Below are 16,390 nucleotides of genomic sequence, written 5' to 3' on the forward strand. Positions count from 1 at the left end.
GAAAAAAGAAGATTAATAAACTGGTAACTTGTTGTTAATTTGACATTTTTTTCTTACTTGTTTCAAATATAATTTTTATGATAATGTTTTTTCTTTTAACTTAGTAACTATTGTACTAAATTTCATACCGTTTGATGCCTTTATTAAAACAGTATCACCTTCTTTAATATAGTCTTCAATTTTTGTCATAAAATCTTCTTTATGGGCAAAATGCAAAACATGCCCACTTCCCCTTTTTGCTGCTTCTGCAATATTTCTTGACAAATTTCCAATACAGATAACTAAATCAATACCGAGTTTTGCCGCTTCTTCTCCTACCTGCGCATGTAATTCTACTTCATTTTTTCCCAATTCAAACATATCTCCTAAAACAGCAACTTTTCTGCCTTGTGCCTTGGACAACACATTTAAAGAAGCCTTCATCGACATAGGATTCGCATTGTAACAGTCATCAATGACAGTTATTCCATGTGCAGTAAAAATATTATTTCTACCATTAATAGCCTTTAATTTTCTAATTCCTCTATCAACTTCCTCCAATGTCATATCAAAATGTACACCAATACATGTTGCTGCCATAACATTGTAAAGCATATGAAACCCCGGAATTGGTATTACTGTTTTCAAAATATCATCGAAATATTTTATTTCTACCTCTGTACCTAAAACACCATTTTCTTTATATGTAATGATACTGATATCCTGTCTTGAATGTATTCCAAAAAATAACGGACTTTTCCCCTTAACCTGATGAATTTGAATCAATTTATCATCATCACCATTTAATACAACAAAGCAGTCTTCTTTTGCATAATCAAATATTTCTGTTTTTGCACGGAATACACCATCTCTATCTCCTAAGTTTTCTAAATGACATGTTCCGATATTTGTTATCACGCAGACATCCGGCTTGGATACCTTTGCCAATCTGTGCATTTCCTCAAAATCACTGATACCCATTTCAATTACCGCAATCTCATGATAATTTCTTATTTTTAAAATTGTAAGAGGCATTCCGATCTCATTATTATAATTCCCTTCCGTTTTTAACACTTGATATTTTTCGCTCAAAACAGAAGCGATAATTTCTTTTGTACTTGTTTTTCCTACACTGCCAGTGATTCCAATAATTTTACAAGATAACTGTTCTCTGTAAAATTCAGCAATATCTTTTAATGCCTCTGCCACAGAATCTACTTTAATATAGGGACCACATACGTTTTCTAAATCTTTCTCAGATAATGTACAGGAAGCTCCTTTTTCAAATACTTGTGGAATAAAATCGTGTCCATCGACCCTGGCTCCCACAAATGGTAAATACAAGAATCCTTCTTTTATCAGTCTGCTGTCCTTTTCAACACCAGTGATTTCTTTTTCTTTTAGATTTTCGTCTCCAAAATAAACACCATTGCACGCTTTTGCAATATTACTGAGTGTCATATTTTTTAATCCCATATTTGCCTCCTAATATTTTAATCTACTGATATCTAGCTAACGATAACTCTATAATATTATCACAAAGTGTAGGATAATCTATGCCTATCGCCCTTGCTTCATCCGGAATCAGGCTTGTTGCTGTCATTCCCGGCAATGTATTAACTTCTAAACAATACATATTTCCCTGGCAATCCATCATGATATCGACTCTGGCATACGGCTCGCATCCGATAGCAGCATAAGCTTTTTCTGCTATCTTCATCATCTTTTCTGTCATTTCTTCATCTAAGTGTGCCGGACAGACATGAACAGTTGCGCCTTCTTTATATTTATTCTCATAATCATACCAGCCATCGTTCGGTATAATCTCAACAATCGGCAAAGCTTTATGATTGATTACACCTACTGAAAATTCTCTTCCATCAATATAATCTTCAATTAAAACCTGACTGTCTAATGCAAAACAGGTATCAAGCGCCTCTTTATAATCACTCTCATCCTTAACTAAAACAACACCTACGCTGGAACCTCCGTTACATGCCTTTACAACCACCGGAAATTTCATCCCATAGTCAGAAAGTTTCGTGCTGTCTCCTCTTTCAATCCATACACTTTTTGCCGTTGGCACATCTTTTGCTATAAATATTTGTTTTGTAACAGCTTTATCCATTCCCATAGCGCTTGCAAGATGTCCTGAACCGGTATATCTGATTCCAAATAAATCAAAAGCAGCCTGGCATTTTCCGTCTTCACCATTTTTTCCGTGCAATGCCAAAAATACAATATCCGCCTTCTTAGATATCTCAATTACATTTTCCCCAAAAAAACTATTTCTCATTTCTTCTATCTCGTTTACTTTACACGAAAGAGAGCAGATGTATTCTTTTTCTTTTTCAATATCATAACTCTTCTCTGCTTCCTCGAAAATATCAGTTTTATCTGTTCCGAAAAAAGCATCCAGTAATATCGCATTATGATTTTTCCGCCTTAATGCCTGGCATACATTGTAACCCGAATGAATGGAAACTTCTCTCTCTGTACTGTTTCCTCCGCATAAAACTACAATATTCATAACCTACTCTTTATTATTAAAAAATAATAACTACTCCTTCCTCATAGTCTATATATTCACAGTCTGTATAATCTTACTGTTCATAACTGTTTTTTCCTGTTCTGTCACCTGTAACTTCCCATCTTCCATTAAAGTGACAGCTTCTGCCGCATCTTTTAAAATCTTCGCATCATTCATAATATTTCCGAGTTTAAATTCAAAATCACCACTCTGTCTGACACCGAAAAAATCCCCAGGGCCTCTAAGTTTTAAATCCTCATTCGCAATAAAAAATCCATCATTTGATTGATTCAAAATTTCCAGACGCTCAGCTGCCTCTTTCTTTCCACTGCCATTCATAAAAATACAATAAGACTGATGCTTTCCTCGACCAACACGACCTCTTAACTGATGAAGCTGCGCCAGACCGAATCGCTCAGCATTCTCTACCATCATAACTGTGGCATTTGGTACATTTACTCCGACCTCGACAACCGTAGTAGACACTAAAATCTGTATTTCATTTCTGGCAAATCTATCCATAATATCATTTTTTTCTGATGCTTTCATCCTTCCATGCAAATATTCAACATGAATGGACACAGGAAATATCTGTTTCAATTTTTCTGCGTACTCAATTACATTTTCCCCTTCAACAGCTTCGCTGTATTCCACCGTCGGACAAATTACATATACCTGTCTTCCCTGTGAAATCTGCTGTTCCATAAATTTATATGCATTATACCGATAATCGGTTCCTACAACACAATTTGCGATAGGTTTTCTGTTGGACGGCAATTCATCTATAATAGAAATGTCCAAATCACCATACATAATAATTGCCAACGTTCTCGGTATTGGTGTAGCACTCATTACCATAACATGAGGGTTTTCTCCTTTTTCCGATATCGTCTCTCTTTGTCTGACACCAAACCTATGTTGTTCATCTGTGACTACCAGTGCAAGATTTTTATACTTTACTTCTTCCTGAATCAAAGCATGCGTCCCAATAATAATATCAGCCTCACCATTTTCGATAAGGGCATACGTCTCTCGCTTTTCTTTTGCTGTCATAGACCCTACCAAAATAACCGGCTTAATGGAAATATTGTTTTCAATCAACATCTGACAAATAGTTTCATAATGCTGCCTTGCAAGAACTTCTGTTGGCGCCATCATCGCTCCCTGCACCCCATTGCATGCTGCGGTAAGCAATGCCAGAATCGCAATAATTGTTTTTCCTGAACCTACATCGCCCTGCACCAGGCGATTCATGACTCGTTCAGATTTTATATCTCTTTTTATTTCTTCCCATGTGCGGATTTGAGCATATGTAAGTTTATAAGGAAGATGACAAACCAGCGTTTTCACCTCTTCCGGTTCTTCTAAAACATGGGGATTTCTTACAATATCATTATTTTCCTTTAAATTTCTAAGAGTAATAATAAAAGAAAAAAACTCCTCAAATATAATCCTTTTTCTTGCATGTAACATATCGTTCATTTTTTTAGGATAATGAATATTAACAATTGCATTTTTTTTATTTTCTAATGCATATTTTTCTCTCACTGATTTTGGAATATTATCTGTTATATTGACCTTAGTTATTGCCTGTTTTATGGCTTTTTGAACAATATTGTTGGTTAATCCATGCACCAATGGATAAATAGGCTGCATTTCCCCCATCTTTTTATCATACTCCGGCAGAGAATAAATTTTAGGCTGGTCGATGGTAAAATTTCCTCTCATCTCCCTTACAAATCCCCTAAAAATATATATATCTCCAACTCTCAGTTTTCCTCTCAGATAAGGTGTATTAAACCAAGTTGCCTTAATAGCATTTCCTTCCCCATCTCGCAAATATCCATTGACAACCTGTAGATTTCTTATACGTTTTACAGTTATTTCTCTCACTACCTCCGCCTGAATTGCCTGGGTTCTGTCACATTCCAAATTTCTAATCAAAACAGGTTTCTCAAACACATCATAGTATCGTGGATAATATTCTAATAAATCTTCTACATCAAAAATACCGGCTTTATTTAACAATTTTTCAGTTTTCTCACCAATGCCATTTAAATCTTTTAATATCATTTCCACTTCCTTATAATTTGTTCTCTCTCAAAACCTACCGCTTATTTTATCACATATATAACTAGATTGCCACAACAAAGCATTTTCAAGTTTATGATTACACGAAAAGAGTTATCCTGTTTCATAACGTAACAGGATAACTCTTTTGAGTAAATTATTTAATTCTTATTGTCTTACTATAGCTTCCATATGTATATTTTTTCTTAACTTTTTTATAGGCACGGACTTTAACATAATATGTACCCTTTACCTTTCTTTTGAAAGAAATCTTAGTCTTTTTCGTATTCTTTACTGTCTTTTTCTTAAAATTCTTCTTTGTCGAATAAACAACCTGATATCCATTCGCACCTTTTATCTTCTTGTATGATATGCTGATTTTTTTCTTTGTAGCTTTTTTCTTTGTGATTGCCGTTTTTGCAAGCTTAATTTTAAATTTAAGCGTTTCACTATCTCTAAAGTTACCAATACCCTTTACATAAATTTTTGCTTTCCCTACTTCTTTGTTATTTTTATATGTAAGGGTATAATCAACACCTTCTCTTAACTTGATGCCTTTATATGTAACTGTTACTCTCGGTTTAATTTCTTTTCCTGTATATTTAACAGAATCCGTAGATGATTTAATTGTTGCCAGCCAAATTACTTTTCTAGCTTTATCCCCTGTTTTGTCACATGTAAATTTACCATTAGAGTATGACATTATTTTACACATTTCACTGTTTGCATATACACCATAACCACTCTTGTTTATCGCATAATCAATGCCACCATTTCCACTTAAACTATATGTACATACATTTGTAAATTTAACTCCCGGTGCATTTGGACATTCAATCGCTGATTTTAAGAAACAGGTTGCAGCCTGATAGCACGAATAAATTCCAATACCGTATCCCTCATGCGTTTTTACATTAGATGCCACTTTATAATCTGTGTATCCATAGGAGCCTGACGCATTCCATACATTTTGACTCGTGATATCATATGGAAGCTCACTCTGGTACATATAACATTTTCCGCCATTACCATTCCACATTGTCTGGTATTTCTGGAAATGTTCCACCATAAGACCGTATGTTGTAACATTATCTCCGTTAATAATAACACCGGTATCTGCTGTATTCTTTGTCCAGCCAACACCTGCACCATGGTCAGCTCTCCATACCCAGAAGTTATCACCAATAACATCACTGCTGTTTATGATAACACAGGTTATAACTTTACATGGTGTGTTATCTGCACCACCGACTCTGTAAAATGTATCACTTAATAATATCGGATTATCTTCATGGCTTGTCTTACTATCTTTCGCACCCACTGTCAATAACGCTGATGACTTTGTTCTTCCTGCATCAAATAAGATTCCTGCCAGTTTTACTCCACCAACATCAGCAATCGTCATACACTGATTTCCCTTTGTTGGTTTTAAGGTAGCATATCCCAGCCCCAAAACAACGGTGTTTTCATTTGTTATACGGATTGGCTCGCTGATATCATATATACCTGGTGTTAAAATAAGATTTTTACCAGTGGAAATCTGTTCATTTATCTTTGCAGCTGTATCTGTCGGCTTTGCAATATAGAATTTATCTAAGCTGATAAATTCCCCTTCACTACCTTCACTATTCCACGAAACTCCGGATACATTTTTTCTGACAGACGGCACAAATACACCATATTCTCCATTATCCTTTTTCATTAAGAAAGGCTTTTCCTGAATCTCCGGTGTATCTGTTACCTTTGTATACTGAGCGTAAGGCCATTCTCCATCCGGACCATTCTTAACTGTAGCCGAATCATATAAAGAAGCTGTTTTACAACCTACAAATACATAGTTCCAGACACTGCCATCCCATCTATTCATCTCTGTGTTTCTTGTCAGCCATTGTTGCTGTGAACCACCTGAAATTCCTGCCTCTGCGGCGATTGTTTTTCCTGTCTTGTCATCTTTATATGTATACTTTCTTCCTGCAACCTTAGTATCAGCAAGGAATCCACCACTGGCATATCCACCATCATGATGTAGATCAAGATTTCCTCTAATATTCATTCTTCTCATTGACGTAGCCTGTGAAACAGCCCACATCGTTCTGTTTGCCGTAGTTGTCAGATTTTCAACAGAACGCCAGAAATTACATAAGGCGCTATAATTAATAGAGCCGTCATATTTTTTTCCTTTCATCCACTCTGCCTTGCAGTTAATATTTCCAATGACTGTGTCTTCCGGCGAGTTTCCTAATCCGGCTACCTGTGTATAAAATCCTATTTCTACATTTAAATCTTTGCTGTATGTACCCGGTGCAAACATAAATGCGTAACGGTCATAGCGATCTGCCAAAAACTGTCCCGCCTCTGTCTTTTTATAAACTGTGTTAATACGAGACTGTATCTCACTCATTTTATCCGTTGGCTCAAAAATGTCTGTATTATAACCAAATGTTGCGATTTCGTATGAAATTGGAGTTGATAATATATACTCTCTACCATTATCAACATAAGAAACCTTATAATACTCTCCATTATAATCACTGTCTACATATGTTGTTTCCTTAACATTTGCAACTTTCGTATAATTTGCGTATCTGCTCTTTGCCTTATAAATATTATAAGAACCATTTCCTTTCGCCTCCCATGAAATGGTACTTGTTCCATCGGCATTTTCTGCAAATGTCAGTTTTGTAATTGGTGTAGCACTTAAATCTAATGCTTTCACAGGGGTTATTGTCATTCCCGATATAGCCAATGTACAAACTAAAATTAAAGAAAAAATTCTTTGTTTCATTCTACTCATTCTTTTTTACTCCTTATTTTATTTTCTTTATTGTAACATATATACACAATCATTCCAATTATAAAAATGTTTTTATGCAGTATGTATAAGAAAACATCATATTTCCATGACAATGTAAAAAGGCACTGATTAAGCCGGGAAAGGATACAGTTATAAAAATGTGAAAAACCTCTATGTCAATAAATGATTTTTCACATTTTTATAACTGTATTGTTTAACTTCAAATACAGAAATATGCAGAAAGAACATTGCGAAGCGATGTGTACATAAGGATAAAGAGATACCCGAAATCATGCATAAATGTATGATTTCGGGTATCTCTTTATCCTTGTGCCGCCTTTCGGCGGTCTTTCTGCATTGTCGTGCTTGAAGATTTTATTGCATTACATCATTCCCATGCCCGGGTTTCCTGCCGGCATAGGTGGTATATCTTCTTTAATATTCGCAACAACAGATTCTGTTGTGAGAAGTGTACTAGCCACACTGGTTGCATTCTGTAATGCACTCCTTGTAACCTTAGCAGGGTCAAGTATACCTGCATCTACCATCTGAACATATTCGCCATGTAATGCGTCAAATCCTGTTCCCGGCTGTGACTCTCTTACTTTATTTACAATCACGGAGCCTTCTAAGCCTGCATTTGCTGCAATTGTGAAAAGCGGAGACTCTAATGCCTTAAGAATAATTGCAGCTCCTGTCTTCTCGTCACCGTCTAATGTATTGACAAGTTCCGCAACTTTCTTGGATGCATGAATATATGCAGAACCACCACCTGCGATAATACCTTCTTCCACAGCAGCTCTGGTAGCATTTAATGCATCTTCCATTCTTAATTTATTTTCCTGCATTTCAGGTTCTGTTGCGGCACCAACTCTAATAACTGCTACACCTCCGGCAAGTTTTGCCAGTCTTTCCTGAAGCTTTTCTTTATCAAACTCTGATGTTGTCTCCTCAATCTGAGCCTTAATCTGACCGACTCTTGCCTCAATCTCACTGGAATCACCAAGACCATCTACAATAATTGTATTCTCTTTTGCCACTTTTACAGATTTTGCTCTACCTAAATCCTCAATCGTAGTTTCAGCAAGGGAAAGTCCAAGTTCTTCTGAAATGACCTGACCACCTGTAAGAATCGCAATATCTTTTAACATTTCTTTTCTTCTATCGCCATATCCAGGTGCCTTTACTGCAACTACATTAAATGTTCCTCGAAGCTTGTTAACAATAAGCGTTGTAAGTGCCTCTCCTTCTACATCCTCTGCCACAATAAGGAGCTTTGAACCAGACTGTACAATCTGTTCTAGTATTGGAAGAATCTCCTGAATGTTGGAAATCTTCTTGTCTGTAATTAATATATATGGGTCATCTAAATTAGCTTCCATCTTTTCCATATCTGTAGCCATATATGCTGAAATATAACCCCTATCAAACTGCATACCTTCTACAAGGTCAAGCTCAGTTTTCATTGTCTTTGACTCTTCAATTGTAATTACACCGTCATTAGATACTTTTTCCATAGCATCTGCAACCATGTTTCCTACTTCTTCATCACCTGCTGAAATAGCGGCAACCTTGGCAATCTGCTCTTTTCCCGTAACAACACTGCTCATCTCTGCAATCGCATCTACGGCAATATCTGTAGCTTTTTTCATTCCTTTTCTTAAGATAATAGGGTTTGCTCCAGCGGCAAGATTTTTCATTCCTTCATTAATCATTGCCTGCGCCAATACTGTAGCCGTCGTTGTTCCATCTCCTGCCACATCATTTGTTTTTGTTGCAACTTCTTTTACAAGCTGAGCTCCCATATTTTCAAAAGAGTCTTCTAACTCAATTTCCTTTGCAATGGTAACACCATCGTTTGTAATCAATGGAGCACCAAAAGATTTATCTAATACGACATTTCTTCCCTTTGGTCCTAATGTCACCTTTACTGTATCTGCCAACTGATTTACACCTGATTCCAATGCGGTTCTGGCATCTGCACCATATTTAATTTCCTTTGCCATTTTCCTATACCTCCTAAATAACAACTATTCAACAATCGCAAGAATATCTGACTGTTTTACAATGATATATTCTTCATCTTCTAACTTCACTTCGTTGCCTGCATATTTTGAATATATAACCATGTCCCCTGGTTTAACACTCATCACAACTTCTTTTCCATCAATCATTCCACCAGGACCTACGGCAACAACCTCTGCCTGCTGTGGCTTTTCCTGTGACTGACTGGTCAAAATAATTCCTGATTTTGTTTTTTCTTCCGGAGTAGATTGTTTTAAAACTACTCTATCTGCTAATGGTACTAATTTCATTATAACAACCTCCATTAAATTTATTTCACTCTTTTTATTAGCACTCTTATTTATTGAGTGCTAATTTCTAATACATATACTAACACTTTTGTAAATAATTGCAACCCTAAAACAAAAATTTAACAATTCTTTCACATTCTGTTATTTTCCGATATGATTATCTCTTCCAAAACAAAAAAGATATTGCTGTGCGTATCCGCCATATTCACCGAACATCTCCTTTGCAAATTCTGCAATTTTTTCTTTGGATGTATCTTCACTATTAAAATACAAAGTCTCCATTATTCTCTTTATCCAGACATCAATCGGAAATGCCTGACGCCATCCAAGCGAAAAAAGCATTACACAGTTTGCAACTTTTTCTCCAACTCCTCTGATTTCCAACAATTTTTTCCGGGTATCTGCCTCATTCATATCTGCCAATATCTTTTCCGATATTTCACCCGATGAAAGCTTCTTAGCTGCATCTACAAGATATGGCGCCCTAAATCCGGTTTTCATTTCTCTGAACTCTGCTTCTGTTATTTTTTCCAATTTTTGTATTTCCGGAAATGAATAATATTTTTTACCATTGACTTCCCCTAAATATGTACCATATTTTTCGCTAATCGTTTTAACAATTTGTTTTATATGAGGAATTTGTTTGTTCTGAGATATAATAAAAGAGATTAATATTTCATGAAACTCCTGATTTAAAATCCTCACTCCATATTTTTCACTAATTGCCGGTTCTAATACCGTATTCTTTCTTATTAAAAATCTTTTAATTTCCCCATAGTCTCTCTCCAAGTCAAAATATGGTATCCAGACCTGTCTCGCAACCTTTTCTTTACAATCCATAAAAATAAGAGTATTCTCTTTCTGTTTTATATGTAACAAGCGGTTATACGCGACTACAACATAATCTTTCTCTGCCTGTTTATAAAATCTAAAACACTGCCCGCATTCGAGGGTTTGTTCCAGGTCGAAATCTTTTATCCCCTTTATAATTGTATTATTTTTCTCTTCGAGTATTCTCACAATTTTCCTCCTGACATTCTCATCGAAGCTTCCTTTGTTTATTTCATTAAATTACACTTCTTATATTAATCCAAACATCTCAAGTCCGTCCCTAATTCCCCCTTTATCAAAATCAGATGTAATATATTTTACCTGCGATTTTATTTCCATATCACTATTTCCCATTGCACAGCCATATTTCACATATTTCAACATGTCAATATCATTGAAGCTATCACCAAATGCATAGGTATTCTCCCATGAAATTCCAAGATAATTTATCATTTTTTCAATTCCTTTTGCCTTATTAAAGTTATTTGGAATCAGCTCTAACAAATTATCATTATGTTTAATAATATTATAAGTATCCCTATACTCTTGTATCATATTTTCCATATTACTATGATATGTAAACATAGCACTTACTTTGGAAACATCTATCTTTTTTTCTACTGTACTTAATATAGCATCACCAATATTCGATTCATATACCTTTAATACATATTGATTTTTTTCCGTCAGTCCTTTTTTATCAGTTCCAATATAAATATGGTCTCTCCCCTCTGCGACAGGAACAAATCCGTTCTTTATAAAACTGTTTATAACACGCCTTGCCTCTTTTTCATCCAATTTAGCATGAAATATTTCTTTCCCATCAATTTCAACATAAGTTCCAGCTCCGGCTACTATATGTTGAAATCCAGGCAATAGATGTTCTCTATATATCATGCACCGTGTTCTTCCTGTACATATCACCGGAATATGACCATTCTCTTTTAATTGTTGAATAGATTCAAAAGTATCTTTTGGAATCCCCATATCGTATTTGTATATTGTACCATCAATATCAAAAAAAACTATTTTTTTATCCATCTTTCTTCTCTTTCCTAGATTTCACATTTTTTGTTTTATTTCATAATCTATTATAACTGTTTAGAAATTTAGCAGGAAAATACTTGATTTCTTGCTATTTGTATTTATATATGTATCATTACCGAAAATTTAAACAATTATTAGACTATCATTTTTAGGTTTTATAATCAAGTAAAGAAGTTTTTATGTATTACTGCTTTATTTTCGGCTAAAATAGTATTATAATCAATTTAATCATGTCTAGGAAATTTCTGACATAATAAAACAAATGTAACGGAGGAACATGGTATGGGTTTTTTAAAAAAATTATTTGGTACAGCTGCTGTCGCCGGTGCTGCAGTTGGCAGTGCACTTTATGTAAAAAAACGTAAAGAAACACGCAACGGGGAAGTAGACAGTTTTGATGATTTCGATGATAAGAAAGCTTTCGAATTTAACAAAAATGCTGATAATGAGGGCAACACAAAAGTTACTATAACTATCAACAAAAAGAAAGTAAAAAAAGTTGCCGATGACACTGCTGATAAAGTAATTGATGCCACAGATAAATTAAAGAATACTGTTACAGATAAAATTGGCGAAGAAAATATCAAAAATATGAAAGAGAAAATCTCTGATATGGCTGACTTTGCAATGGAGAAAGCAAACGAAGCCAAAGATATGGTTGTAGAAAAAGTTGGTGAAGATAACATTAAACTTGCCAAAGATAAAGTTGCAAATGTTGCAGCCACCGCAAAAGAAAAAGTTGGTGAAACTGTAGACAAAATTTTCAATTCCGCTGATGATGAATATGAAGATATCTTTGAAGATGAAGACATAGTCACCAAACCTTCAGATAACGCTTCTGATTCTGCTGAGACAGAAGATGATGTCACGGTAGACACAGATTCCGATGATGATTTTTTGACAGATGAATTAAAAGATTTATAAAAAATAATTTCATGATTTTTTACAATATGTAAAAAGCTCCAAACGCTGTATCACCTACATCTGTTTGGAGCTTTTGATTATTCTTTTATTTTGGCAGCTTAAATGAGCTTTTTAAAGATACAATTCTATTAAACACCGGATTTTCTTCTGTGTAATCTTTTAAATCTGCACAGAAATATCCCTGTCTTACAAACTGGAATTTATCTTCCGGTTTTACATCAGAAATATTCGGCTCAATATAACAATCCTTTAAAACGGTAAGTGAATTTGGATTCAAATTTAATGTGCCGTCCTCATTTAATTTTCCTTTTTCTTCATCTACAATGTTTTCATACAATCGCACTTCTGCTTTTACACCATGCTTTGCGGAGACCCAATGAATGGTTCCCTTTACCTTTCTTCCCGTAAATCCGCTTCCGCTTCTTGTTTCTGGGTCATAGGTACAATGAATTTCTACAACTTTACCATTCTCATCTTTAATGTAGTCCACACATTTCACAAAATAAGCATTCATAAGTCTTACTTCGTTTCCTGGGAAAAGTCTGAAATATTTCTTAGGCGGCTCTTCCATAAAATCTTCTCTGTCTATATAAATTTCCTTACAGAACGGTACTTTTCTTGTTCCAAGCTCAGGACACTCCACATTATTCACTACATCAAACCATTCTACCTGTTCCTCCGGATAATTATCTATTACTACCTTTATCGGGTCTAATACCGCCATTAACCTTGTTTTCTTAGATTTTAAATCTTCTCTGATACAGTATTCCAACATAGCGTAATCTACTGAACTCTGACTTTTTGAGATACCACATAATTCTACGAACATTTTAATGGATTCCGGCGTAAAGCCTCTTCTTCTAAGTGCTGCAATCGATACAAGTCTTGGGTCATCCCATCCGTCAACAATACCATCTTCAACCAATTTTTTAATATATCTTTTACCTGTTACAACATTTGTAACATATAATTTAGCAAACTCTATCTGCTTTGGCGGTTTTTCATATTCTAATTCTTTCACAACCCAATCGTACAAAGGTCTGTGGTCTTCAAATTCCAATGTACAAATAGAATGTGTTACACCTTCTATAGCATCCTCAATCGGATGAGCAAAATCATACATCGGATAAATACACCATTTATCACCTGTGTTATGATGTGTTATATGTGCAACTCGATATATAATAGGGTCTCTCATATTAATATTCGGACTTGCCATATCAATTTTTGCCCTTAATACTTTCTCTCCATCCTGATAAAGACCATTTTTCATGTTCTCAAAGAGTTCAAGATTTTCTTCTACACTTCTCTCTCTATAAGGACTGTTCCTGCCCACCTCTGTCAATGTTCCTCTATATTCTCTTATCTCTTCCGGAGATAAATCACATACATAAGCCTTACCCTTTTTTATTAATTTTACAGCTGCCTCATACATTTCCTCAAAATAATTGGATGCAAAAAACAATCTGTCTTCCCAATCTGCTCCAAGCCATTTAATATCCTTTAAAATTGAATCCACAAATTCTTCTTTTTCTTTTGTAGGATTCGTGTCATCAAATCTCATATTAAACTTTCCATCATACTTTTGTGCCAATCCATAATTTAATAAAATAGATTTCGCATGTCCAATATGAAGATACCCATTCGGCTCCGGGGGAAATCTCGTTTGAACATGGTCAAATCTTCCCTCCGACAAATCCTTATCAATAATCTGTTCTATAAAATTTTTGGATTCTGCCTTTTCATTATCCATCTCTTCACTCATATTTTTGTCTGTTACCATCTTTTGCCTCCGATTTTTATTACTTTTTCCATAATGCATAAAATTATACAATAAATGGAACTCTATTTCAATAACGCAAAAAGGAACTTTTCAAATATGCGAAAGTTCCTTTTTTCATTCTATCCTATATTACCTCTTTACATACACATCACAGTATCTTACACCCCAATAAATTATCTTTAAATCCCAATTGACAATCATATGATTATTTAGTATAATCATGTCAAAGCAAGAAAAGGAGTGGATGATATGGCAAAGACGCTGCCGGGAACCACCATCGCGGTGGACTGGAACCGACCGGAGGAGGCGGAGACCCTGCTGAACTACCTCTTTTTGGCCGGGGGGCTGATGCTCTCCCAGGTGGCCAGCCTGACCGGGCTGGAGCCCTATGTCATCCAGAACTGGGTCCGCCGGGGCTTTGTGGCCCCGCCGGAGCGCAAGCGGTACTCCCGCCGCCAGTTTTCCCGCATCGTCCTGATCAATATGCTGAAGGATTCCATGCAGCTGGACAAAATCTGCGCCCTGCTCTCCTATGTCAACGGGGAGCTGGACGATGAATCGGACGATCTGATTGACGATTTCCAGTTGTATCTCTATATTGTACGCCTGGCGGCCCTGGTGGAGCATCAGCCTCCCAGCGGGCCGGACGAGGCGGCCCGCTGGTGCCAGACAGCGGCGGAGAGCTACCGTGAGAGCGTCCCGGGCGCCCGGGACCGGGTGGCCCGCTGCCTGCATGTGATCCTGACGGCCTACCTGGCCGCCCGGCTCAAGCAGGAGGCGGAGGCCCTCCTGTCCGCCCTGACCTGAGGCGTCCCGATCCAGCGGCGGGACGGCTTTCCGGCCTCTGCCGCTGTTTTCAGATACATCCCTGAAGTTCCCTGAATTTTTCGCCTGAGAGAAAGGAGGCGCGCGTCCATGGCAGCCTGGTGGCAGTCCCTCACTGCCCTGGAACACATTCTGCTCTACATCGCCGTCCCCGCCACGCTGGTGCTGATCATCCAGACCGTCCTGCTCTTCGCCGGCGGCGTGTTTGACAGCGACGGCGCCGGGGAGGGGGACGGCGGCCTTGACCACGTGGACAGCCACTTCGACGTGGGCGGCCACGACGCTCCCCCCGGCGGCGACGGCTCCGACCTGACCCCCGACCACTCCGGCGGTCCCGACAGCGGCCTGCACCTGTTCACGGTGCGGGGCGTGGTGGCCTTCCTGGTGCTCTTCGGGTGGGGCGGCCTGTGCCTGTGCCAGGTGGGGATGCCCGGCTTCCTGGCCGTGTTCCTGGCCGTGCCCATCGGCTTTGCCGGCATGGTGGGCATCGCCCTGGCGGTGCGCCAGGCGGTGCGCCTCCAGTACGACGGAACCCTGGATCTGCGCAACGCCGTGGGCCTGGCCGGCCAGGTGTACCTCACCGTGCCCCCCGCCCGGACGGGGGAGGGCAAGGTGATGGTGACGGTGCAGGAGCAGCTGCGGGAGCTGGACGCCCGCACCGATTCCCCTCAGCCCATCCCCACGGGCAGCACCGTCCGGGTGACCGGCCTGGCCGGCCGGGACATCCTGCTGGTGGAGCCCGCCCCCGCGTCATCCGGGCAGCAAGAAAAGCAAGAAGAATAGGAAGTAAAGGAGGAAAGCTCATGTTTGACAGTATCTTCGGCATGATTCTGGTCTGCGTCATCGTCCTCATCGTCTTTTCCCTGCTGGTGTTCATCATCAAGCGGTACAAGAAGTGCCCCTCCGACCGGGTGATGGTCATCTACGGTAAGGTGGGCAGCAACAAGGACGGCACCACCCGCAGCGCCAAGTGCATCCACGGCGGCGCGGCCTTCATCTGGCCGGTGATCCAGGCCTATGAGTTCCTGGATCTGACCCCCATGTCCATCTCCGTGGATCTGGAGAACGCCCTGTCCCGCCAGAACATCCGCATCAACGTGCCCAGCCGGTTCACCGTGGGCGTGTCCACCGAGCCCGGCGTGATGCAGAACGCCGCCGAGCGCCTGCTGGGCCTGAAGCTCCAGGAGATCCAGGAGCTGGCCATGGACATCATCTTCGGCCAGCTCCGCCTGGTCATCGCCACTATGGACATCGAGAGATCGGAAGAGCACACGTCAGAACTCCAGTCACAT

12 protein-coding genes are annotated in these 16,390 nt (G+C 38.4%); 3 read left to right on the plus strand and 9 right to left on the minus strand.

Annotated features, from left to right (window positions below; genetic code table 11):
• Positions 1-75: 75 nt before the first annotated feature.
• The 8 genes from murF to Q5O86_RS10160 form a co-directional block, all read right to left on the minus strand.
• Positions 76-1,455, minus strand: coding sequence for a UDP-N-acetylmuramoyl-tripeptide--D-alanyl-D-alanine ligase (gene murF, locus Q5O86_RS10125; RefSeq protein ID WP_302627028.1), 1,380 nt, complete (start codon positions 1,453-1,455; stop codon positions 76-78).
• A gap of 22 nt (positions 1,456-1,477) precedes the next feature.
• On the minus strand, positions 1,478-2,509 hold the full coding sequence (locus Q5O86_RS10130; protein ID WP_302627029.1) for a D-alanine--D-alanine ligase: 1,032 nt from the start codon (positions 2,507-2,509) through the stop codon (positions 1,478-1,480).
• 48 nt (positions 2,510-2,557) lie between these two features.
• Positions 2,558-4,588, minus strand: coding sequence for an ATP-dependent DNA helicase RecG (gene recG, locus Q5O86_RS10135; RefSeq protein ID WP_302627030.1), 2,031 nt, complete (start codon positions 4,586-4,588; stop codon positions 2,558-2,560).
• A 148-nt stretch (positions 4,589-4,736) separates the two neighbouring features.
• Positions 4,737-7,373: a hypothetical protein gene (locus Q5O86_RS10140; protein WP_302627031.1), complete on the minus strand. Its 2,637-nt coding sequence runs from the start codon at positions 7,371-7,373 to the stop codon at positions 4,737-4,739.
• Between the two features lie 383 nt (positions 7,374-7,756).
• Positions 7,757-9,379: a chaperonin GroEL gene (gene groL / locus Q5O86_RS10145; protein ID WP_302627032.1), complete on the minus strand. Its 1,623-nt coding sequence runs from the start codon at positions 9,377-9,379 to the stop codon at positions 7,757-7,759.
• A 24-nt stretch (positions 9,380-9,403) separates the two neighbouring features.
• Positions 9,404-9,688, minus strand: a complete 285-nt coding sequence (gene groES, locus Q5O86_RS10150; protein ID WP_302627033.1) for a co-chaperone GroES — start codon at positions 9,686-9,688, stop codon at positions 9,404-9,406.
• Positions 9,689-9,829: 141 nt separating this feature from the next.
• Positions 9,830-10,708 carry a DNA-3-methyladenine glycosylase gene (locus Q5O86_RS10155; RefSeq protein ID WP_302627034.1) on the minus strand — a complete coding sequence of 293 codons (879 nt, stop codon included), beginning with the start codon at positions 10,706-10,708 and terminating at the stop codon, positions 9,830-9,832.
• Positions 10,709-10,768: 60 nt separating this feature from the next.
• A complete protein-coding gene (locus Q5O86_RS10160; RefSeq protein WP_302627035.1) occupies positions 10,769-11,560 on the minus strand; it encodes a Cof-type HAD-IIB family hydrolase in 792 nt (263 codons plus the stop codon).
• Between the two features lie 288 nt (positions 11,561-11,848).
• Between Q5O86_RS10160 and Q5O86_RS10165 the strand changes: the two genes are divergently transcribed.
• Positions 11,849-12,490 (plus strand): hypothetical protein, encoded by a 642-nt coding sequence (locus Q5O86_RS10165; RefSeq protein ID WP_302627036.1) that lies wholly within the window; start codon positions 11,849-11,851, stop codon positions 12,488-12,490.
• An 85-nt stretch (positions 12,491-12,575) separates the two neighbouring features.
• Here the strand turns inward: Q5O86_RS10165 and Q5O86_RS10170 are convergent, their stop codons facing one another.
• Positions 12,576-14,243, minus strand: coding sequence for a glutamine--tRNA ligase/YqeY domain fusion protein (locus Q5O86_RS10170; RefSeq protein WP_302627041.1), 1,668 nt, complete (start codon positions 14,241-14,243; stop codon positions 12,576-12,578).
• Positions 14,244-14,522: 279 nt separating this feature from the next.
• Here Q5O86_RS10170 and Q5O86_RS10175 point away from each other — a divergent pair, with 279 nt between their 5' ends.
• Positions 14,523-15,080, plus strand: coding sequence for a DUF1836 domain-containing protein (locus Q5O86_RS10175; protein ID WP_302627037.1), 558 nt, complete (start codon positions 14,523-14,525; stop codon positions 15,078-15,080).
• A 108-nt stretch (positions 15,081-15,188) separates the two neighbouring features.
• A complete protein-coding gene (locus Q5O86_RS10180) occupies positions 15,189-15,881 on the plus strand; it encodes a hypothetical protein (RefSeq protein WP_302627038.1) in 693 nt (230 codons plus the stop codon).
• The last annotated feature ends 509 nt before the right edge of the window (positions 15,882-16,390 follow it).

It is taken from the genome of uncultured Eubacterium sp. (genome assembly GCF_937958975.1).
Classification (GTDB): Bacteria; Bacillota; Clostridia; order Lachnospirales; family Lachnospiraceae; genus Eubacterium_G.